This is a genomic window from Vibrio sp. 1978 (assembly GCF_033344345.1).
Window position 1 is genome coordinate 1 of the sequence record NZ_JAWPOP010000029.1, and the last position, 22,199, is coordinate 22,199.

Sequence of the window (22,199 nt, forward strand, 5' to 3'; positions counted from 1 at the left end):
GGTTGAAAGCACCGGTCTTGAAAACCGGCATACGTTAATAGCGTATCTAGGGTTCAAATCCCTATCTCTCCGCCACTATTAAGAAGCCTCGCTAGAAATAGCGAGGCTTTTTTCATTTCCGCACATCTTTATTACTCTATCTGTGCTTGTCAAAAATCAATTCCATATGCGATCTACTTTTCGACAAAGTAATATTGGTATCGGTATTGGTTGTGACGTTTTGATTTTTGCTAAGAAGTGCAGTTGCCTCTAAAGCTGTTCATCCTCATCACTGCATGCTGTCCCGATAAGGTTGTTGGAGATGCTGTTGAACCATCTATTGCCTTATCGTTCTCTTAAAGCACTACCATTGCTTCTCTAGCCCCTTTTACGGGAATAAGCATACTCAAATAGCCACTGTTTCACTGATGTATCTTTTTGTTTTACTCAGTCTAGCGACGCGCGTGCTCTATTGCCTAAATCTAGCTACGTCTTAAAACCATACTTCTACAGGCTAAAGTTACGTATTCCTGCATCTTTTAAAATTGTTTTGGATTCTGCTGGAATGACAGGATCAGAGTAGTCAAAAGAGAAGAGTGAAAGTGAAACGATAGTGAGTTACTAGGAAGTCGGGCACTACTTGGGAGCCAATGAATTTGATAAACATCTTGATGACCAAGGACTAAAGGGTTAGTAGCAGGCAATAAAAAAGCCGACAGTAAGCTGCCGGCTTCGTTAGGTCACCTTTAGTTAGTCATTCTGTACTAGCGTGAGAGCTTTACGAGAGACTTCGTGAGCAGCTTTGGTTAGATTTTGCTTCTCTAGTGTGTCTGCTAGGAATGCATAGTCAGAGACGTCAGAGCGAAGCTTTAAGGCGATCTCAAAGTGATCCTGGGCTTCTTGCCACTTCTCTTGACGGAAATAGAAGTGCGCTAATGCGCTATGGGCAGCGGCGTTATCCGGTTCTTTCTTCACTACTCCCTCTAAGAAGACCACGACAGGGTGGGTATCTGGCAGATTTAGATCTGGCAGTAGTTGATAAAGCTCTGGGGCTGGTTGTTTTTTTAATGCTTCTTTTAGCACGGTAAAGGCTTCTGCATCAGCTTTTCGTGTGATGAGTTCTCGAGCAAAACAGGCAACGAGGTGTGTGTCTTGTTTCACTTTACGTGAGAGGCTATTCCATTGGGAGATTAGCCCTTCGCTACCCTGTTGCTGCGCTACTTCATGGAGTAAGCCGCACTGCGCCTTTTGAATCAGCTCTGCATGTTCTTCTTCCGTGATGAGTTTTGCTTTGGTTAGTTGTGGCAAGAGGTCAATAAGAGGTTGCCACAACTTTAGCTGCATGTACGTTGTTTTCAGCAAGTTCAATACAATAGAGTTACTCGCATACTGACTTTTTAACGATTGCAAGGTATCGAAAGCGGACTCGAACTCGTTGTCGCGGATAAATTGTTTCGCTCGAGTCAGTTCTACTGCGAGATGGGCGTTCTCTTGTTGGCTCGCTAGCTCTAGATAGTGATCTCGTTTTGCTTTATCACCTTGGCCTTGTGCGGCTTCAGACGCAACCAAGTAGCAAAGCAGCGGCATATCGTGATGATTTGCCCAGCGAGTTACTTTCTTCTCAGCACCTTTCCAGTCACCTTCTAGAAGTTTAATAATGCCTTCATTGGTGTATCGGCGGGAATGGCGCATTTTGCGAACACTGAAGTAATTCCATGTTGTAGAACTAGCATAAACTAACTTCTTAATCAGGTACTCAAGCAGAAAAAGACCTGCGAGTGCAGCGATAACGAAAACCACTAATGTCGTTACGCTCATCTCGATCGTTTTCTCGGCAATGGAGATGAGTACATAGCCTTGCTGACCAGAAAACTGGGTGCCAACAAATAGTCCTGCGCCTAGTACAACAAATAGGAAAATAAGACGAAACATTACTTATCCTCCATGCCTGTCATCGTTGTGACTTCACGACGTAGGCGTTCACGGATGACATCTGATAGTTGAGACTGACTTTGCAGTTTTGTTGGGTATTCCACTTGAATATTTTGCTGACTTAGTAGGTTAACCGTTTTGTTGAACTCTTTAACAGAATTATCGTCTTGGTTGAAGAAAGCTAATGCCCATTTGTCTGCTGTTTTTAGAGACGTGGTGTAAATTTCACCTTGCTCTTGGTACACCGCTTTTATTGCCGTTTCCAATTTGGCTTTGATGTTTTCTTTCAGGTAAAAGTGTTGCTCAGGAGAAAGCAGTGGAATGACGTTACCATCGCGCGTGCGGAAGGTAATGAAGTTTTCTGAAAAGTCCTTCAAAGAGGTCATTAAGTTATCTTGCCAGTTTGCGATATCTTCAGACACTTCAGTGTTTTCTACGGCTTCAGCTTCAGGTAGCAGTGCATTGGCGAGAGGGAGCTTGTCTACTTGCTGTTGTAGGGCAGTTAAGCGTAGTACCAATCCATCACGGTCAATTAGCGGGATAGTGCGAAGTTTGGTGATATCGTTCGCCATTGCTTTACGTAGTTTGACGAGGCTAGGGTCATTCAGTGCTGCAATGCGTTGGTCTGCACTTTCCATCAGTTGAGTCGCGCTTTCTACATCGTGCTCTAAGAACAATTTACGACCAGCTAATTTGACAAGGTAATCGGCTTCCGCTAATAGCCAGTCGTTTGGTCGACGACCTTTCACATCGGCAACGGCGAGCTGTAAGCTTTCAATGCTCTTCTGTTGCTGTCCAAGTACCACTTCCGCTTTGTGTGTCACGGTTGTTGCTTTCTCGATGGTTTCTTCTTGTACCCGGCTGAGCTCTTGCTTCATGGAAGCTTGAGTGCTTTCTAGCTGACTTTTTAGTTGGGCGATCTGCGCTTGGTAATCGGCTTGCTGTTGATGCACCTTGTACGCGAGGCCACCGCCAAAAATAATCGATAAGATGATAGCGACCGTGCCTAGTTTGACACCGCGTTTACCTTGTTTTTCTTCAAACTCGACTTTGGTTGGCTCTGCTGTTTTTGGGGGCTCGGCCGCTTGTGGTTGCTCTTTTTTAAGGTCCGCATCCTGCTGCGATGTGGTTTTTTCGACTAGCGGTGCCGATGAGGTTTCTTCGGAAAGGTTTTTATCGTTATTTTTTTGGTCGTTATTTTTACTTGTCATGCCTATATCCTGTGTAGCTAGGGCTGGAGAGCCGCCAGTAATTCTTGGTTGGATGCGCTTCCCGTGCATCTCACGCGAGTGAACCCCCTTTGAATTGCGATGTCAGCGATACGCTGACTGGGGATATACAACTCTTGTTGATTAAGCCAAGTCAATTGCTCCGACGTCAATTGGCTGCACAAATAATCCAGTTGTTCACCACTGGTGACAATAATCTGGTTAATTTGTAGGTTTTTCCATAGTGAGATACAGCTTACTGGATCGAATGGGATGAATTCTCTCTTGTAAGTCTCACTATAGTGAACTTTTGCGCCACGCCTCACCAATGCATCTTTGATCAGCTCTCTTCCGCCGTTACCACGAAGGATAAGAACTTGTTGTTGTGCCACATTGTTGAGCTCTGGCAGTCGCAATAAGTGTTCACTATCACTGACTTGGGGATAGTGTACTTTCTGTTGGGTACATTTGCTTAAATAGTGTGCTGTTTTTTGACCAACGGCAAGGTAAATAGCTTGTTTCGGCCATGACATCCCGTTGCTGGCTAAGATTTGCTGTGCACATTGCACTGCATGTCGACTAACAGCGATAACAATTTGAGCTTGATGTAGATGTTTAGAGAGGTGCGTGTCCGTGAGATCGGCGACAATGTCGATCAGAGGATGGTGATATGCGGAAATGCCGTGCCTTTCGAGCAGAGAGCAAAGCGCGTTGCCTTGCTCTCCCGGCCGAGTGACCAACACTGCCATGGTTATTCGTGATCTGCGTACAGCTTAGTTAGGATTTCACGAGCGCCGTTATCTAGCAGCTCATTGGCTAGCTGCACTCCTAATGCTTCGCCATCTTTACGATGGCCACGAATTTCACCACGAACAATTACGCTGCCATCTGGTTCGCCAACTAATGCGCGTAACCAAATGTTGTCGCCGTCTAGTAGGGCATAGCTGCCGATTGGTACCTGACAGCCGCCTTCTAGGGTCAGATTCATTGCGCGCTCACACAAAACGCGGTCTACGGTGTCTTGGTGGTTAAGTGGCTCAAGCAGCTTAAGCAGTCTTTCATCGTCAAGGCGGCACTCAATACCGACAGCACCTTGGCCTACCGCTGGTAGTGATTGCTCTGGTTCGATAAAGCTACGAATGCGTTCTTCAAGCTTCAATCGTTTGAGGCCAGCCGCAGCAAGAATGATTGCATCATACTCACCCGCATCTAACTTACCAAGGCGAGTGCCCACATTACCGCGAAGCTCTTTGATGATGATGTCCGGACGATATTCTTTCAGTTGGCATTGACGGCGCAAACTGCAAGTACCAACCACGGCACCTTGAGGGAGCTCATCAATGTGGCTATAGGTATTAGAGATGAAGGCATCACGAGGATCTTCACGCTCACAAATGGTCACGAGGCCAAGGCCTTCTGGGAAATCGACGGGTACGTCTTTCATTGAGTGAACGGCGAGGTCTGCGCGTCCTTCTAGCATCGCGACTTCAAGCTCTTTTACGAACAAGCCTTTGCCGCCAACTTTTGCTAGTGGTGTATCTAAAATCACGTCACCTTTGGTCACCATGGTTACTAACTCGACTTCCAAGCCAGGGTGAGCGGCTTGAAGGGCGTCTTTAACAAAGTAAGCTTGCCATAAAGCAAGAGGGCTTTTTCGAGTTGCAATGCGAATCGGTGTGGATTGTGTCATGATCTTCTCAATGCTGTTTGGATTTGGGTTTATCCTACCATTCTCATCAAGAAATGCTTACTGTTAGTTCGTTATCTCTGAAGGCTATGAATGGAATTACATGACGTTATGAAAATAGTGTGACTGGATTCTCAATTAGACTAAGGACTATTATTAGTAATAGGTAATAAGAGCGACACTACCGCGCGATTAATTTTGTGACTAAAGTATGGTTTTGTATCCAGAGTGATACGCGGGCGTGAAGCTTTACCCGCACCAATAAAAGTGTTAAATTGATCACGTTTTTAAGCCATTTTGGTTTAAAACGTCAGCAGATTTTCGTGATTGTTCAACCAAGGAATTCCCCTTGCAGGCTTACACCCAAAAAATCATCCAGCGACTAGATAATTTGAATCAGCAGCGAGTTGATCGCGCGCTGGCGCTTATGGATTCGCAAAGCCAGCAAGTCTTCCATTTGATTCCTGCCTTGTTGAACTACAACCATCCTGTAATTCCTGGCTATTATGATGCCGATGTCCCTTTTGGTGTGCATGGGCTTGAACTAAATAGCATTCAGCAACAATTCATAGATGATATTCAACTTGCCATTGGTCAGCCGCTCAAGACGGTAGAAAAGCCCGCTATATTGGGTTTGTACACCATGGGCAGTACCTCCTCGATTGGTCAAAGTACTTCCAGTGATTTGGATATTTGGGTGTGTATCTCACCAGAGATGGATTGTGACGAACGCGAGTTATTGACCAATAAATGCTTACTCATCACGGATTGGGCACAAAGCAAAGGCGTGGAAGCGAACTTTTTCTTAATGGATAAAGAGCGCTTTAGAAGCAATCATTCTGAGGAGATGACAGGTGATAACTGTGGTTCATCTCAGCACTTACTTTTGCTAGATGAATTCTATCGTAGTGCGGTGCGTATTGCCGGACAGCGTTTGTTATGGCAAATCGTGCCGCCAGAAATGGAAGAGTGTTACGACGAGTACGTTTCTCAACTGTGCAGTGATGGTTACATCGACTGTAGTGAATGGATCGACTTTGGTAAATTGAACTGCATTCCTGCTGAAGAATACTTCGGCTCGAACTTGTGGCAGTTATACAAAAGCATCGACTCTCCCTACAAATCGGTATTAAAAGCCATCTTGCTAGAAGCTTACTCGTGGGAATACCCGCATACTCAATTGTTAAGCATCGACACTAAACGTCGTTTCTTTGCCCATGAGCCTGATCTCTATGGCATGGATGCGTACTACTTAATGTTGGAAAAAGTAACCCGTTACTTAGAGCGAATTCAAGACGATACACGTTTGGATTTAGTGCGTCGCTGTTTCTATCTCAAAACCCATGAAAAATTATCTCGTGAGCCGAATGTTGGCTCAGTAGCTTGGCGTCGTGAAGCGCTGAGCGATATGATTGCAAAATGGAATTGGGATGCCAGTGTCGTTGCAGAGCTCGATGACCGCCGTAATTGGAAGGTTGAACAAGTAAAGGTGGTACATCATGCATTGCTGGATGCGTTGATGCAAAGCTACCGTAACTTGATTCAATTTGCGCGTCGTAACGACATCACTTCTGCTATCAGTCCGCAAGACATCAGTATTTTGGCCCGTAAACTTTACGCAGCTTTTGAAGTATTGCCGGGCAAAGTAACGTTACTAAACCCACAGATTTCACCTGATCTGCACGAGCCTGACTTGAGCTTTATCGAAGTGAAAAAAGGGGGAGTGAACAAGTCTGGTTGGTACCTCTATAAACAACCACTTATTGCGCACCGCATTTTGGGGCAACCATATCTAGAGCATCATGAATACTTGAGTAAGTTGGTTGCTTGGGCATTCTTCAATGGCTTGATTACTGAATCGACTCGTTTACATGCCGTGGTACGTGAAGCGCAGCTAGATATTGATAAGTTTTACCAAATGGTGAGTGACTTACGAAATACTTTTGCGTTGCGTAAGCGTCGTCCATCTATGCAGGCGCTAGCGAGTCCTTGTGAAATAAGCCAGCTTGCGATGTTCATCAACTTTGAAAATGATCCGACGTCTGAACTTTCTGGTCGTTCGTTGAAAGTGGATGTTAAGAACACCGATATTTTTAGCTTTGGTCCAGAACATAAAAATTTAGTCGGCAGTGTTGACCTTGTTTACCGTAATTCTTGGCATGAAGTGCGTACGCTGCATTTCAAAGGGGAAACGGCGATGCTGGATGCACTGAAAACCATTTTGGGCAAAATGCACCAAGATGCGTTGCCACCAGAATCAGTGGATGTGTTCTGCTATGCGAAGAACATGCGTGGTGTGATGCGTAATATGGTTTACCAGCTTTTAGCTGAATGTATCGACTTACGCTTGAAACCAGTAGAGCAAGAGAAACGTCGCCGCTTTAAAGCGATGCGTCTTGGTAACCAGACTTATGGGTTGTTCTTTGAACGTCGTGGTGTGTCGGTGCAGAAGCTAGAAAATTCCATCGATTTCTACCGCAGCATTTCCACTAACAAACTCAAAGGCTCGCCGCTGTTAATGCTCGATCGTGAGCAAGAATATCAAATGCCGGAAGCGGTGGATGGGTTTGCCAGTGAAGGTCTGGTGCAGTTCTTCTTTGAAGATAACGAAGATGGCTTCAATATTTATGTGTTGGATGAGTCAAATCAAGTAGAAGTGTATCACCAATTTAGTGGCTCCAAAGATGAAATGATTTCGTCTGTAAACAGTTTCTACACGTCGGTAAAAGACGATAGTCGCGTCGCGTCGAAGTTTATTAATTTTAACCTGCCTCAGTACTATCAAATTATTCACCCTGAAGAGGGGAATGCGTATATCATTCCTTACCGTAATGACGGTTGTTCACCGAGTCGCCCGACCAAAACTGTGAACGCGTAATTAAACCCGTATCAATAAACAAAAAGAGCACTTCGGTGCTCTTTTTGTTTTGGTGACGATTGACCAGAATTATGCCCAATCAATGGCTTCGCCTGCGTGCTTTTCACACTCTTTCTTCACCATTTCAAATAGCTCCATACCCGTTTTTGAGCAGGTCCATTTACCTTCAATAAGCTTGAAGTGGAAACCACCAGATTTGGACGCTAGCCAGATCTCATGCATCGGCTCTTGGCGATTAATGATGATTTGGCTTCGGTCTTCAAATTCCAATGTCATTACGTTGCCAGTGACTTCGTAATCAATGTCTGCGCCTGAATCATCGATGGATTCTTCGATGATTTGCATCTGCGCATCCACCAGTTGATGAAATTCAGTATCGTTCATCCGTCTATCCTATTGCTTTTCCTGAGTGTGGTGCGATTATAGGGGGCATTGATTCAATAATCACGATATGCGAAATGAAAAAATTAGTTACTGTGTTGTTTGTGATGGTTGCCGCGACCTTAGCGGGGTGTGGTCAGTCTGGCTCACTATACATTCCAGATGACACTCAACAGAATGAGCAATCACAATAAATAACCGCACCTTAGGGTGAAATTAGGGTTCAGCAGTCGAATAAAATAAGGGAAGCGAATTTTGGATTACTTCAACTATCAGGATGATGGCCAGCTTTGGGCCGAAGACGTCCCACTTCAAGCTCTTGCAGAGCAATATGGCACTCCTCTTTATGTATATTCTCGAGCCACGCTAGAGCGCCATTGGAAGGCGTTTGATAGTGCTGTGGGTCAGCATCCTCACCTGGTTTGCTACGCGGTGAAAGCCAACTCAAACTTAGGCGTATTGAACACGCTAGCGCGTTTGGGATCGGGTTTTGACATCGTGTCGGGTGGTGAACTTGAGCGTGTGATTGCCGCAGGCGGTGATCCGAAGAAAGTCGTCTTCTCTGGTGTTGGGAAAACACCGGCAGAGATGAAGCGCGCTCTTGAGCTAGGTATCAAATGTTTCAACGTTGAATCTGAGCCAGAGCTAGAACGTTTGAACAAGGTTGCGGGTGAGCTTGGTGTGATTGCGCCAATTTCTCTGCGTATCAATCCAGATGTCGACGCGAAAACACACCCTTACATTTCGACTGGTCTTCGCGACAATAAATTCGGCATTGCGTTTGATCGTGCGCCAGATGTTTATAAATTCGCGCAAAGCCTGCCGAACTTGAATGTGCAAGGTATCGACTGCCACATTGGTTCTCAGCTGACCAATATAGACCCATTTATCGACGCGACAGACCGTTTATTAGCCCTGATTGATGATTTAAAAGCGCAAGGCATTAACATTCGTCACCTTGACGTCGGCGGTGGTTTGGGTGTGGTCTATCGTGATGAATTACCACCTCAGCCTTCTGATTACGCCAAAGCGTTACTAGGCCGTCTTGAAAATCACCAAGACTTGGAGCTGATCTTTGAGCCAGGCCGTGCAATTGCTGCGAACGCAGGTATATTGCTAACGCGTGTTGAGTTTTTAAAACATACTGAGCATAAAAACTTTGCGATTATCGACGCTGCAATGAACGACTTGATGCGTCCTGCGCTATACCAAGCATGGCAAGATATTGTGCCAGTTTCACCGCGAAAGGGTGAAGCTCAGACTTACGACTTGGTTGGTCCTATTTGTGAAACCGGCGACTTCTTGGGTAAAGATCGCGCACTCGTTTTGCAAGAAGGTGATCTACTCGCGGTTCGTTCAGCAGGTGCCTATGGTTTTGTGATGTCTTCGAACTACAATACTCGTACCCGAGCGGCAGAAGTGATGGTGGACGGTAAACAAAGCCACTTAGTTCGCCAGCGTGAGGAGCTGACCAGTTTGTGGCAGCTGGAACAGATTCTACCGGAGTAACACACAACAAATGCATTTCCACTTTTCCAAAATGCACGGTTTGGGCAACGACTTCATGGTCGTCGACTGTATTACCCAGAACGTGTTTTTCTCGCAAGACCTGATCCGCCGCTTGGCGGATCGTCATACTGGCGTTGGTTTTGACCAATTGCTTGTGGTAGAGGCCCCTTACGACCCTGAAACCGACTTCCATTATCGGATTTTTAATGCCGATGGTAGTGAAGTTGAACAGTGTGGTAACGGTGCACGCTGTTTTGCCCGCTTTGTTCGCTTGAAGGGGCTGACCAATAAATACAGCATCAGCGTGAGCACCAAGAAAGGAAAGATGATTCTCAACATCGAAGATGATGGGGAAGTGACGGTCAACATGGGCGTGCCAGAGTTTGAACCGAACAAAATTCCTTTCAAAGCGAAGCAAAAAGAGAAAACTTACATCATGCGAGCAGGCGACAATACCTTGTTTTGTGGTGCTGTGAGCATGGGTAACCCGCACGTAGTGACCGTGGTCGACGATGTGGATACGGCAGAAGTGGAAACTCTCGGTCCGCTGCTTGAGTCGCATGAGCGTTTCCCAGAGCGCGTCAACGCTGGCTTTATGCAGGTGATGAGTCGTGACCATATTCGTCTTCGAGTTTATGAGCGAGGCGCAGGAGAGACACAAGCTTGTGGTAGTGGTGCATGCGCGGCAGTCGCGGTTGGGATTCTGCAGGGCTTGTTGGATGAAAACGTTAAGGTTTCTCTACCTGGTGGTGAATTGCGAATTGCATGGCAAGGTCCTGGCAAGCCGTTGTTTATGACCGGACCTACAACGCATGTATTTGATGGTCAATTATCTTGCTAGTTGAAGAAAAAGGAAACGGTTTGTCTCAAGTAGAAGCAGATGCCTTAACGGCTGAAGTAGTGGCCGAGTACCTCAAAGATCATCCAGACTTTTTTGTGCAACGTCCGGAGCTTGTGGATCGTTTATCTTTCCCACACTCAGACTTAGGCGCGGTATCTTTGGTGCACATCCAAATGAATCGTCAACGTCAGCGCATTGAAGAGTTAGAGGAAGAGATCACTACACTAATATCGCTTGCGGCGAACAATGATCGCACCTTTTACGAATTTATGGATTTGCAGGGGCAGATTCTAAAGTGTGGTGACTTTAAACAAGTCATTCATTCTATCGAAGATAAAGCCAAAGCATTGGGCTTACGTGCGTTTGTTCGATTGTTTAGTCAATGCGACGCATCGATTCAATTGAGTAAGGAAAGTTATCAACGCTTTGCGACCACTCACTTAAATGGCAAAGATGCGTACTTAGGACGTCTTCGCAAAGTGGATCGTGAAGCTTTGTTTGGCAACATGGAAGTGCCGGAAATGGGTTCCTATGTGGTACTGCCGCTCGTGAAACAGCAAACACTGGGCGTGCTTGCTTTTTCTAGTGAAGATGGCGGCCATTTTCAGCCAGATATGGATACCTTGTTTTTGCGTCACCTATCATTAGTAGTGGCACATCTCGCTCAAACACTGGTATGGCAAAGTTACGATGACGACAACTCCCAACAATCCTCTGCCAAATAGTCTGCAAAAGCCTCTTGAGCGCTTCTATGAATTCTTACGAAGCGAAAAGGGGCTTAGCCTACATACTCAGCGCAATTACAAACAGCAGCTAGAAACTATGGCGCAGCACTTAGCTGAAATGGGGCTCAAAGATTGGTCTCAAGTGGATGCTGGTTGGGTGCGCCAATTAGCAGGTAAGGGCATGCGAGAAGGCATGAAAGCCAGCAGTTTGGCAACGCGACTCTCATCACTGCGTAGCTTTTTCGATTTCCTTATTCTGCGTGGCGAGATGTCTGCTAACCCAGCCAAAGGGGTTTCAGCACCTCGCAAAAAACGCCCGTTGCCCAAAAACCTCGATGTTGACGAAGTGAGCCAATTACTTGAAGTCAACGAGGACGATCCGCTGGCTGTGCGCGATCGCGCCATGATGGAGCTGATGTACGGTGCCGGCTTACGTTTGGCTGAGTTGGTGGGTGTGGATGTACGTGATGTACAACTGCGTAGTGGTGAGCTTCGTGTTATTGGTAAAGGCGATAAAGAACGTAAAGTGCCGTTCTCTGGGATGGCAACCGAGTGGGTCGGGAAGTGGTTACGCGTTCGTGGTGATTTAGCCGCTCCAGGTGAGCCCGCCTTGTTTGTATCTAAGCTCGGAACGCGTATTTCGCATCGTAGCGTGCAAAAGCGCATGGCTGAATGGGGGCAGAAACAGTCTGTCGCAAGCCATATTAGTCCGCATAAACTGCGTCACTCATTTGCGACACATATGCTCGAATCAAGCAATAACTTACGTGCGGTACAGGAGCTTTTAGGGCACGAGAACATTTCGACGACCCAAATCTACACGCACTTGGATTTCCAACATTTGGCGCAAGCCTACGACCAAGCCCACCCACGCGCACGTAAAAAGAACGGGGAGTGAGCCGAAGTATGAAATTTTATCGCCGTATCGAGCCTATTAAGGCAATGACCTTTGACCTAGATGATACCCTCTATGACAACTATCCTGTGATCGTTCGCATGGAGCGTGAGTTGCTATCTTGGCTCAAGCACCATCATCCAGCGGTTGCTCATATGAACAAAGCGGATTGGTTTGCTCTCAAACAGCGTGTTGTGCAGCAACAACCCGAGCTGAAGAGCGATGTCACTTTATGGCGTTTAGTGCAACTTCAGCAAGCCTTCTCCCAAGTAGGCTACGACGAAGACGCAGCACATGCCGCTGCGAAAGCCGCAGTAGACGTTGCGTTGGACTGGCGTAACCGTTTTGAAGTGCCGCAGCAAAGCCTCGATGTACTGGAGGAACTCGCGCAGCACATCCCGTTGGTGGCAATCACCAACGGTAATGTGGATTTAGACCGCATCGGTCTTACGCCTTATTTCCAACAGGTACTTAAAGCAGGACCAGATGGATTGGCGAAACCCGCAACCGATATGTTTACTAAAGCGAAGCGATTCTTGGATATCCCTGCGGAGAATATTCTGCATGTCGGTGATCACCTAACCACGGATGTGCATGGTGCAAAGTTGGCTGGTTTTGCAGCCTGTTGGTTTAATGATATGAATAAAAATGTCATTAACCATTCAAAAACACGTACTTTACCTGATATTGAAATCAATAGTTTGCAGCCGTTACTCACACTTTTTTAATTGCTTTCGCATTAATCCATTCTAATCTCATTTTGTGTCTAGAAAAGCAGCGCAAAGCCACGTAAATTATTCTCTATTAAATAAAAATAGTAACGCCACACGTCGTGGTGAAGATAGTGTTACGGCAGTGGTAGGTCCATGCGAGCTTTTTCAAAACTGGTTCACGATGTCAGTCAACTGAATGACTTTTTAGTCACTTTTCCGACTTCCTCAGATAAACAATATTTAGTACAAATATTGTCGACGCAATCGCGCGAATTTACGACCACACTTGCAGACGCCGTTTTGTCGTCGCTGCCGAATGCTCATGTTATGGGGCATAGTACGCGTAATGTAATTCTGGAAGGGGAGATATTTACCTCTGGTTGCCTAGTGAGTGTGATTGAATTTGAGCAAACCACGCTGACTTCTGCGGTACAAACATACTCTTACTCCCCTGACATTGATGGCGGGGAGCTCAAGCGCTCTCTTCTAATGCAGCATAATTCACAGGTGATCCTCAGCTTTGCTGTGCAAATTGAACGACGTGACTATCCCTTGTTTCAAACCTTCGCCAGTGAAGAAGTAGTGATTTCTGGAGGGTTGGCGCAGAGTATTGACGATGGCTGCTGGGTGCTATATCAAAACCGAGTTTACGATAACGCTGTGGTTGCCGTAGCTTTGCACAGTGATACTTTGAAGCTATGGACTGATGCGTATTCGGAGTGGAACCCGATTGGCATGCCACACAAAGTCACTCATGCAAAAGGAACGCGCTTGTATTGTTTAGGTGAGAAGAAAGCGCTGGACGTATACAAGCGTTACTTGGCGGATGGCCATGACGTGACGCTGAGTCAACTGCTCAGCTTTCCTTTGTATCGAGAAAGCTTAGGGCGAAAGGAAGTTTGTACGGTAACGGAGCTACACGCTGATGGCAGTATGAGCTTCGACAGGCCCTGGTGTCTTGGTGACGAAGTGCAATTTTGCTATAACCATCCCTCGTTAACGCTCGAGCAAGTGCGGCATGGTGTGGTTGAGTTAGCCATGCACCAACCTGAAGTCGTTATGATTTTTAACTGCGCGTCACGGTTAGACTTTATTGACAGCAGCGACGAAGTCCAAGCCTTCAAAGATATTGCGACGACGTTTGGTAGTTACTGTATGGGGGAACTGCATGGTGGTATTGGTCAGCCCGAAATTCTTCATCACAGCCTGACGTATTTAGCGATGCGAGAGGGAGACGAAGTGCAAACATTGAACTTGCCTAAGTCGCCCGTTAGCTCCTCTATTTCACCGTTGTTTAGCTTGATTCGAAATGCGATCGGCGATCTCAACCATATGAACGCGCATATGGGATATCAACTCGATCGCCAAACGCGCAAGTTACAAGAAAGCTATCGACGCGACAGTCGTACGGGGTTACAAAACCGGGTCGCATTGCAAGAGCGGCTGAGTAACATCGATTTGGATGAGCATTTGTTGACTCTAAAGCTACTTAACTTTAGTCATATCAACGAAAAATACGGCTACCGAGTGGGAGATCAATTACTCAAAGATCTCTCAATGCACTTTACGAATCGACTACGAAAGCGTTTCGGCATGCCAACGGCTTTGCAGCTTTATAGTATTGGGGTTGGTGAGTGGGCGTTCATATTTAAAGCTGATCAAAGCAGCGAGACCATCAAACAGCACTTTACGCGTTTTGCTGACGCGGTAGAACAAACTAATTTTGAGCCAATTGGCCTACGTGAAATAGATTATCTTTCTATCTCGCTATGCGGCGGCTTAGTGAGTCGTCGAGACTTTCCATCCGCTTCAGTAGATGAGCTCTTACTCAAAGGCATCGAAGCGAGGCGCTCCGGTGTACGCAGTAATACCCATATCTGTAATGCGAAAGATATTGAAGTCAGTGAGGATGTGCGTAAAGAGCAACTTGGATGGCTAAGTTGCGTCAGTAGAGCCATTCTTAAACAGAATATCATCACTTATAGCCAACCTATTGTGCATGCGGGTAGCCACAAACTGGCAAGCCAAGAATGTTTGGTTCGTATTCTGGAAGCCGATGGAACGGTGATTGCGCCAGGGCGTTTTCTGCCAATTATCTCTGATACGCATCTTTACACTCGACTAAGTCGGCACATGATTCATTCTACGTTGCATTATATGCGAGATAAGCAAGGTGACTTTTCTATAAACTTATCGCCGCAAGATTTGCTCAGTGATAAAACTTTAATGCTTTTAGAGCATGAAATTAGCCAGCTAAATGACCCAAGGCGAATTGGTTTAGAAGTGCTGGAATCTGAGCAGATCAAAGACTACGGCCGAATGATAGAAGTGTGCAGTCATTTTAGAAGCTTAGGGGCGCGTATCATTGTTGATGACTTTGGGTCCGGTTATTCGAATATCGATGAAATCCTAAAGTTGGAGCCAGAAGTCATAAAGCTCGATGGCAGCTTGATTCGTGATATTGATAAAGACTTAAAACAGCGCAAGATCGCTTCCCAGTTGGTGCGTTTGTGCCAGGTGTTTAACGCGGAGACGGTGGCGGAGTTCGTCCACAATCAGGAGGTGTGTACCATTGCACAAGACATGGGGGTGGATTATTTGCAGGGTTACTATCTTGGCGAGCCGACTCGACTGTTTTAATGATGTTTCACGTGAAACTTCTTGTCGTAAAAACGCAGCGTAGGCTGCGTTTTTTGTTTGGTTCTTCTACTGAGCTTAATGGTTAACGCTTAAGAGCGTGTCCACTCTTTTCAGCTTGGAACAGAGCGAGGTAATGGGCAAAAAAGCGCTGCATTTGTTGTTGGTTGTTTTGTTCTCCAAGTTGCCCGAGCAAATGTGCAGCGACTTCAAACGTACACAAATTACCTTGTTGTTGGTTGCGTCGCAGCTGATATTGTGAGTCCGCCGACGCAGACAATCCCATAGTAGGGATACCTTCTAACCAACGGCTCTTATTGATCATCTTGCGCGCCTCTTGCCAGGTGGCATCCAAAATAATAAACAGCGGAGTTTTGGTTTGTTGCTGGCTTTGGAGTACCACATGTTCGAGTGTGATACTTTCTTCACAGGGGAAGAGCAACACCGGATACCGCGACGGATCAGCTAATAGAGTGAGCAATTCTGCTGGTGGCTGTTTGCGATCCCAGATTACTCGCTCAATGTTGAGTTGGCACTGCTCTAGTAGCTGGCCGGTATTAGTATCACGCTTCAGTTCATTCGGATGCATTAACAGCAGGATGTTGTGCTCACTGTTAAGTTTCGGCATTAGCGAGCACATACAATTGAATTGAAAACCGCAGGTTGGACACGGTTGTGACATTACAGACGAACTCCTTCTCGCACCGGGCTTATCCCATCAGAGAACAGACGCACGCCACTGACTTGGTTCGGCGTTGCCGTTGGCGCCATGCTTGGGTTGAGTGGGTAGCTAACCCCAGTGTATTGCATCACATGTTGAGCCGCTTTAGCTCCGCCACCGCTGACATTAAAAATCAGATCTCGCCAACCATGAGAGGTTTGTTGGCCGAGCATAATCGGGCTTTGCACTAGTGTAATGCGGCTATTAAAGCGCCATTCCTTTTCGTGATGTTCAAATATTAGCAATGTACAGCCACCGGAACCACACCAATCCAACTGTACCAATAGCTCTTCGTTACCATCGCTGTTGAGGTCGTAAGTTAGCCAACGGTATTGGTTATTGTTGGGGTTGGTTTGATGGATAAAGAAGTAGTTGCGCACCGCGGCATCTACTTTTGAATCAAACTCTGCACTAGAAGGTACGTCAGCACTACCGATGGGGTTGTTGGTGCGTTTTTCGGCTGGTTGCATGATGCCTTCATCACGAACGGTGGCAGGATAAAGGACTAAACCACCATCGGCGATTGGGTATACCAAGTTACCGACTTTTTCTTTGGTCGCTTTGAGCTGATTGCCTTCTCGAGTAAACAGTCGCTCTAACATTAGCCTTTGCTGTTGATGATGCGTCATGACAACTTGAACCTGAGACGGACTTAACTGTTGCCAGTAACCACGCTCGATTAATGGTGCTTGTCCATTGGCGTAACGGTATTTTGTTGTGGCGCTGTGGTCTGGGTTTAAGGTCATTTGTACTTCAAAGCCTTGTGATTGGGTTGAGGTCGCGACATAGGTATTAGCCCAGCCAAGCGTTGCATCGACGTTTGCAGCCATACCACAACCTTGATACGTCTCGCCATCATGTTTTAGTGTTGCTTTCCAGCCATATAAAGAATCGCTCATTGTGTCTGAGCAGAGGTTTTCTGTTAAGCGAAGCTCACCACCTTGCAGTTGATAAGTGCGCTGGCGAGGTTGAAGCTGACTGCTGTTAATCGCTAATTTTGTGGTTTGTTTGCCGATTTTCTGGAATGTTAGTCCATTAGCCTCAAAGCTTGCCGACCAAGAAGGCTCATTACCAAACACGCGAGTTGGTTTGTTTGGTTGCTGACAACGGTTTGGGTTTTCCGTTGTGAGGAAGTTCACTTGTTCCACTACAAAGTTAGCATCGAAATCAGCAGAAAACCCATCGATGCCCGGTGGGTTGAGGTGGCCGATAACCTCGCCATACATAGTCTGGTAAGGCTCGTTATTTAACTGAATTGCTCGTTGCATTTGCTGTGGTGATAGTTGCAACCAATATTGCTTGTCGCTGCCACAAGGCATGATGTATTGGCTCTCGTGACCGACGATCACTTTTCCGCGTAGCATAAAAGTTTGAGGTTGAATGGTTTCAGGCTTATCTAAGGTTGCTGGTGGAGAGGTTGGGTCAGCAGCACCAGATTGTGGCGGCTGTGAACTACATGCTTGCAGAACCAGCAGGGTGGCAAGCGCCACTGGGTTTTTCAAAGCCTTCATGTTATATCTTCCTCATTATTGTTACTCAATCGGCATCGGATGGCATTATGGCATATTGGTTATTTAAAACTGAACCAGATACCTTTTCTATTGACACGCTTCGAACTCAAAAGGTTTCATGTTGGGAGGGAGTTCGTAATTATCAGGCGCGCAATATGATGCGTGACCAAGTGAAGGTGGGCGATTTAGTCCTGATTTACCACTCTTCTTGTAAACATGTTGGCGTGGCAGGTATTGCTAAAGTTGTGAGAGAAGCCTATCCCGATCATTTCCAATTCGATCCCGAAAGCGATTATTACGATCCAAAGTCAGACCCAGACAACCCGCGTTGGATTATGGTGGATGTAGAGTTTGTACGTAAAACGGCGCGAGTGATTCCGTTGTCGGTGATGAAAGCGATGCCAGAACTTGAGAACATGCCGTTGGTGAAACGTGGAAATCGCTTGTCGATTATGCCCGTGATAGAAGAAGAATGGGACGCGATTCTTGGCAAAGAGAAGCTGCCAAGTCAGCGATAAAAGAAAAGGGCTGCGAATGTGCAGCCCTTCATAATTTGGAGTATTGAAGCTTACAGCAAGTGTTCTTGTAGGTAGTGTGCAACCGCATCTTCTGCATTGCTGCCAATTACTTCATTATTTGGTAGAGCTTTCATCACTTTTTCGTGTGATGTACCCATAACTAGCCCTTTACCTGCCATCGACAGCATTTCTACGTCATTCATGCCATCACCAAATGCTACGCAGTTTTCTAACGTGAGGTCGAGTTTTTTCGCTACCGCTTCAAGAGCATGACCTTTAGACACGCCAGCGCTCATTACTTCCAAACACCAAGGCGTTGAAAATGCGATGTTCAGCTTATCACCAAACTGCTCACGTAGTTTGTTTTCAAATACGACCAAACGTTCGTGGTCTTCTCCAGGATGCGTGAAGAAAACTTTCGCAATACCGTCAGTTGGGGCTTGGTCTTCATCAAATAAGACGTAAGTGAATTCATCGTGGAAGTCACGTAACGTTTCATCATCCTTGTTCATCAACCAGCTATCATTTTGATACATGTGAATAAGTATTTCTTGATCATGTTTGATCGTGTCGATCACGCCTTGTACCAGTTCCGCAGGGACATTCTCGCTGTACATTAGCTGATCTTCCTGGTCATGCACTCGGGCACCATTCGACGTGATCATATAAGCTGGAATGCCAACTTGGCGACGGATGCTCGCAACGTCTACGTGGTGACGGCCGGTTGCAAAGACAAAGGTATAACCCTTTTCATGCAGCGCTTTTAGCGTCTCTTTTGAGTAAGCACTGAGCTGATGGTTAGGTGCGAGTAACGTGCCATCCAGATCAGAGGCAACGATTTTGGTGATCTCTTTGCAAGGTAGCGATGTGCTCATGAAGTCCTCGTAAACGGTTTGGATAGTGTGGAACAGGTGAATTGCAAACGGAGTACAGCAGACTGACTAGATCGTACTGCTCCGAATGCGGGGGAACTTGGGCTCATAGCACTATGCGGTTAAACACAGTGTCAAAGTAGCCAAGTTCAAGCAGTGTACGCCAAAATGAGGATGAAAAAGAGGGTAAATCGATGTGTAGACATTTCCTCTTTAATCTTAGTCGTGAAATGGTCGCCTAGAGTTCTTATTGTGCTTGTTCGTTTGATGGTGATTTAGGGTCATTCATAAAGCGGAAAATCGCATCGAGCGCTTGATTACGATACTTGTCGGTCTCGAACAAGATTTCATGCTGTGCGCCTTCGATAGAAAGCAGCTCCGCGTGCGGGTTGGTTTTCCGCAATTTATCAATAAAACGCTTTTGCGCGAGGTTGCTAACAATCCGATCGTTTCCGGCTTGGATTAGGATTACTGGTATTTTGACTTGGCGAGTTAATAAAAAGCACTGCTTAGCGGCCATGAGCCCTTGCCAAACCCAGCGAGTGCTTGGCCCACCGACTTGCAGTTCCGGTTTTTCCGTATATAGGTTTCGGAACCATTGGTAGCGGCCGTAACTTTGGCTAAGTGGGTTATCTTCAAAGGGCTTAGGGAAGTAGGCCTGATGTCCTGGTGCATAGCGTGGCAAAGTCGATACCGCTGACATAATTTGTGTGACCGGAATCGCTATTGGTGATAGGTACCATGGCAGGTTAATGCCAAACATGGGCGCACTTAGAATCAAACCAGTAAAAGGGTGTTCTGGGTGAGTTTGCAGGTAACGTGTGGCGATCGCGCCGCCCATAGAGTGCGCGATGATGAAGCATTGTTGATATTCGCTAAGGTCGTGTTTTTTTACGACGATGTCCATATCATCAATATAATCAGTAAAGTCATAGACGTGACCCATATCTGAGTCAGATAATAAACGATCTGATAAACCTTGTCCGCGGTGGTCAAAGGAATAGACATCGAAACCTTGGCGGTAGAGATCGTAAAACAGCTCTTGGTATTTCCAGGAAGACTCAATGCGTCCATTTACGATGAGCACGGCTTTTTTATGCTCTGGGTTGGTTAGCTTGCACCAGTAAATGTTCTTTTTCTCAGTCCCTTTAACAAAGCCCTCTTGGCGAGTTTGCCAAAGTGCTGCGATCGGACCACCAATTGCTTGCTCAAATAATGTCTCTTGAGTATAAGTCAAAGGTGAATGGTTAGTCGCCATTAGTTGATTACCTGAAGATACGTTGTTTACGCGATGTATCATCGAAGAATTAGTGAGGAAATGCAATGGATACCCATGTCTGGTTAGCTTATGTAGTAACAGCAATCGTTTTTAGTTTGGCTCCGGGCTCTGGCACGGTGAACTCAATCAGTAATGGTTTGAGTTACGGTACCCGTAAATCACTGGGTGCCATTATTGGCTTACAAATTGGTTTAGTTATCCACATCGCGCTGGTGGGGGCGGGTATTGGTGCGCTTGTCGCGCAGTCAGCAACCGCATTTTCTGTCATTAAATGGGTTGGTGCCGCTTATCTGGTTTGGTTGGGGATTCTGAAATGGCGCGATACGTCAAGCTTAGTCGCAGCTGAAAACCACAACGAGATGTCAGGCACGGCGCTGTTGTACAAGGCTGTGTTAATTAACCTCACCAACCCTAAATCGATTGTTTTTCTGGTGGCGTTGTTCCCGCAGTTTATTGACCCGGCAAAAGACCAAATCACGCAACTGTTGGTGCTTGGCGTCACTACGGTCGTGATTGATGCGTGTGTAATGTTGGGTTACACGAGCTTGGCAGCACAAATGGGACGCTTTATTCGCTCCGATAAAATCATGGGAAAAATAAACAAAGTATTCGGTTCAATGTTCATGGGTTGTGGTGCATTATTAGCAGCTGCAAAGTCATAAGCCATTTATAGGTCCTTCTTTAGCATGAATACAACGTATGTCGCTCGCCAGCCGATCTTTAACCGAAAAAGACAGACGCTGGGTTATGAATTGTTGTTTCGAGACGGGGAGAGTAACGCATACCCTTCACATATTGATTCAAATCGAGCGACATACCGACTGATCGTCGAAAACTTCCTATCACTGGGTACTAACCCAGTGATTGCCTCTTCAAGATGCTTTATTAACTTTCCTCATCAAAGTTTGGTGCGACGTTTGCCGCGCAGTTTGCCGAAAAACAAAATTGTCATCGAAGTGTTGGAAACGTGCCAACCTACGGATGAGCTTCTTGATGCGATTCGTGAGTTTTATCGAGAAGGTTACTTGATCGCTTTGGATGACTTCACCCTAACACCAGAATGGCGCCGTTTTTTGCCATATGTGCATATTGTGAAGCTCGACATTATGGCGATGGGGCTCGAAAAGGCCTGTGAACTTGTCACAACACACCTTGCCAAACGCGTCAAATACCACTTTTTAGCAGAACGTGTTGAAACCGCAGAAGAGTTTGAGCAAGCGAAAGCGGCTGGCTTTAAATTTTTCCAAGGTTATTTTTTTAGCAAGCCACTCGTCTCGCAGACTAAATACGTCAGTCCTGAGCAAGTGTTGGCATTGCAACTGTTTCGTGAAGTTTGTGCTCCTGAGCCTGACTTTACTCGTATCGAGTCCATCATTACGCAAGATGTCGCGTTGTCATATAAATTATTGCGTTTTGTAAATACGCAAGCGCCGAATTTGGCTGTCGAAATCAGCTCTTTTCGTCAGGCATTGATTTATCTTGGCCAGGATAACCTTAAGCAGTTTGTCTCTTTGGTTGTGGCATCGTATATCTCCAGTAACAAGCCTCGAGAGCTGTATCACCTTTCATTGCAACGAGCTCAATTTTGCCAATTGATGTCGCGCTATCAGCCCTTCTCTCACCTCAACGAACAAGGTTTTATGGTTGGTTTGCTGTCGATTCTAGATGCGCTGTTGGATCTTTCGGTGGAATCTTTAGTTAGGCAGTTACCGCTTAGTCATTCAGTACAACAAGCGCTATTACATCGCAAAGGGGTTTATGGTGCACTTATTTCCCTCGAAGAGTGCTACGAGCGTGCCGATTGGTCAGGGGTTGAAAAAATCACGATGCAATTGGGGTTGCCTTTAGAGGAAGTGAAGCTCTCCTTAGGTGAAGCGGTTCGCTGGAGTCAAAGCATCGCGACTGCATAATTT

Annotated in this window: 20 protein-coding genes; 11 read left to right on the top strand and 9 right to left on the bottom strand. The window is 46.2% G+C overall.

Annotation, left to right across the window (positions count from 1 at the left end; translation table 11 throughout):
• Positions 1 to 729: 729 nt before the first annotated feature.
• The 4 genes from R8N49_RS20795 to hemC are packed head-to-tail and all read right to left on the bottom strand — an operon-like array spanning position 730 to position 4,809.
• Positions 730 to 1,911 (bottom strand): heme biosynthesis protein HemY, encoded by a 1,182-nt coding sequence (locus tag R8N49_RS20795; protein WP_318190068.1) that lies wholly within the window; start codon positions 1,909 to 1,911, stop codon positions 730 to 732.
• Positions 1,911 to 3,122, bottom strand: a complete 1,212-nt coding sequence (locus tag R8N49_RS20800) for a uroporphyrinogen-III C-methyltransferase (protein WP_104979849.1) — start codon at positions 3,120 to 3,122, stop codon at positions 1,911 to 1,913. The genes R8N49_RS20795 and R8N49_RS20800 overlap by 1 nt, the downstream gene beginning before the upstream one ends.
• Positions 3,123 to 3,139: 17 nt before the next feature.
• Positions 3,140 to 3,868, bottom strand: a complete 729-nt coding sequence (locus tag R8N49_RS20805) for a uroporphyrinogen-III synthase (RefSeq protein WP_005383386.1) — start codon at positions 3,866 to 3,868, stop codon at positions 3,140 to 3,142.
• Positions 3,869 to 3,870: 2 nt separating this feature from the next.
• Positions 3,871 to 4,809, bottom strand: coding sequence for a hydroxymethylbilane synthase (gene hemC, locus R8N49_RS20810; RefSeq protein WP_132937321.1), 939 nt, complete (start codon positions 4,807 to 4,809; stop codon positions 3,871 to 3,873).
• Between the two features lie 346 nt (positions 4,810 to 5,155).
• Between hemC and R8N49_RS20815 the strand changes: the two genes are divergently transcribed.
• Positions 5,156 to 7,684, top strand: coding sequence for a class I adenylate cyclase (locus R8N49_RS20815; protein ID WP_053350817.1), 2,529 nt, complete (start codon positions 5,156 to 5,158; stop codon positions 7,682 to 7,684).
• A 69-nt stretch (positions 7,685 to 7,753) separates the two neighbouring features.
• Here R8N49_RS20815 and cyaY read toward each other — a convergent pair whose 3' ends face one another.
• A complete protein-coding gene (gene cyaY / locus R8N49_RS20820; RefSeq protein WP_005378747.1) occupies positions 7,754 to 8,068 on the bottom strand; it encodes an iron donor protein CyaY in 315 nt (104 codons plus the stop codon).
• Positions 8,069 to 8,142: 74 nt separating this feature from the next.
• Between cyaY and lptM the strand changes: the two genes are divergently transcribed.
• From lptM to R8N49_RS20855, 7 genes are all read left to right on the top strand, one after another.
• On the top strand, positions 8,143 to 8,259 hold the full coding sequence (lptM, locus tag R8N49_RS31040; protein WP_005378746.1) for an LPS translocon maturation chaperone LptM: 117 nt from the start codon (positions 8,143 to 8,145) through the stop codon (positions 8,257 to 8,259).
• A 61-nt stretch (positions 8,260 to 8,320) separates the two neighbouring features.
• On the top strand, positions 8,321 to 9,574 hold the full coding sequence (gene lysA, locus R8N49_RS20830) for a diaminopimelate decarboxylase (protein ID WP_005378745.1): 1,254 nt from the start codon (positions 8,321 to 8,323) through the stop codon (positions 9,572 to 9,574).
• Positions 9,575 to 9,584: 10 nt separating this feature from the next.
• Positions 9,585 to 10,415 carry a diaminopimelate epimerase gene (gene dapF / locus R8N49_RS20835; RefSeq protein WP_005378744.1) on the top strand — a complete coding sequence of 277 codons (831 nt, stop codon included), beginning with the start codon at positions 9,585 to 9,587 and terminating at the stop codon, positions 10,413 to 10,415.
• Entirely contained in the window at positions 10,409 to 11,140 is a 732-nt protein-coding gene (locus R8N49_RS20840; protein ID WP_186584592.1) for a DUF484 family protein, read from the top strand. Before dapF ends, R8N49_RS20840 begins: the two co-directional genes overlap by 7 nt.
• Positions 11,106 to 12,038, top strand: coding sequence for a tyrosine recombinase XerC (xerC, locus tag R8N49_RS20845; protein ID WP_132937319.1), 933 nt, complete (start codon positions 11,106 to 11,108; stop codon positions 12,036 to 12,038). The genes R8N49_RS20840 and xerC overlap by 35 nt, the downstream gene beginning before the upstream one ends.
• An 8-nt stretch (positions 12,039 to 12,046) precedes the next feature.
• On the top strand, positions 12,047 to 12,763 hold the full coding sequence (yigB, locus tag R8N49_RS20850; protein ID WP_053350826.1) for a 5-amino-6-(5-phospho-D-ribitylamino)uracil phosphatase YigB: 717 nt from the start codon (positions 12,047 to 12,049) through the stop codon (positions 12,761 to 12,763).
• Positions 12,764 to 12,901: 138 nt separating this feature from the next.
• A complete protein-coding gene (locus R8N49_RS20855) occupies positions 12,902 to 15,388 on the top strand; it encodes an EAL domain-containing protein (protein ID WP_186584593.1) in 2,487 nt (828 codons plus the stop codon).
• 82 nt (positions 15,389 to 15,470) lie between these two features.
• On the opposite strand, the gene R8N49_RS20860 is transcribed toward R8N49_RS20855, so the two are convergent.
• Positions 15,471 to 16,067, bottom strand: a complete 597-nt coding sequence (locus R8N49_RS20860) for a tRNA-uridine aminocarboxypropyltransferase (RefSeq protein ID WP_033907272.1) — start codon at positions 16,065 to 16,067, stop codon at positions 15,471 to 15,473.
• The gene (locus tag R8N49_RS20865) at positions 16,067 to 17,617 is read right to left on the bottom strand and encodes a COG3650 family protein (RefSeq protein WP_132937318.1); all 1,551 of its coding nucleotides are present in this window, start codon (positions 17,615 to 17,617) and stop codon (positions 16,067 to 16,069) included. Before R8N49_RS20865 ends, R8N49_RS20860 begins: the two co-directional genes overlap by 1 nt.
• A gap of 47 nt (positions 17,618 to 17,664) precedes the next feature.
• Between R8N49_RS20865 and R8N49_RS20870 the strand changes: the two genes are divergently transcribed.
• A complete protein-coding gene (locus tag R8N49_RS20870; RefSeq protein ID WP_132937317.1) occupies positions 17,665 to 18,135 on the top strand; it encodes an EVE domain-containing protein in 471 nt (156 codons plus the stop codon).
• Positions 18,136 to 18,185: 50 nt separating this feature from the next.
• On the opposite strand, the gene R8N49_RS20875 is transcribed toward R8N49_RS20870, so the two are convergent.
• Together R8N49_RS20875 and R8N49_RS20880 are read right to left on the bottom strand one after the other, a co-directional pair.
• Positions 18,186 to 19,010: a Cof-type HAD-IIB family hydrolase gene (locus R8N49_RS20875; protein WP_005378734.1), complete on the bottom strand. Its 825-nt coding sequence runs from the start codon at positions 19,008 to 19,010 to the stop codon at positions 18,186 to 18,188.
• 244 nt (positions 19,011 to 19,254) lie between these two features.
• On the bottom strand, positions 19,255 to 20,265 hold the full coding sequence (locus R8N49_RS20880) for an alpha/beta fold hydrolase (protein ID WP_005378733.1): 1,011 nt from the start codon (positions 20,263 to 20,265) through the stop codon (positions 19,255 to 19,257).
• A 65-nt stretch (positions 20,266 to 20,330) separates the two neighbouring features.
• Here R8N49_RS20880 and rhtB point away from each other — a divergent pair, with 65 nt between their 5' ends.
• Both rhtB and R8N49_RS20890 read left to right on the top strand, forming a co-directional pair.
• Positions 20,331 to 20,948: a homoserine/homoserine lactone efflux protein gene (gene rhtB / locus R8N49_RS20885; RefSeq protein ID WP_132937316.1), complete on the top strand. Its 618-nt coding sequence runs from the start codon at positions 20,331 to 20,333 to the stop codon at positions 20,946 to 20,948.
• Positions 20,949 to 20,972: 24 nt separating this feature from the next.
• On the top strand, positions 20,973 to 22,196 hold the full coding sequence (locus R8N49_RS20890; RefSeq protein ID WP_017636082.1) for an EAL and HDOD domain-containing protein: 1,224 nt from the start codon (positions 20,973 to 20,975) through the stop codon (positions 22,194 to 22,196).
• Positions 22,197 to 22,199 lie beyond the last annotated feature (3 nt).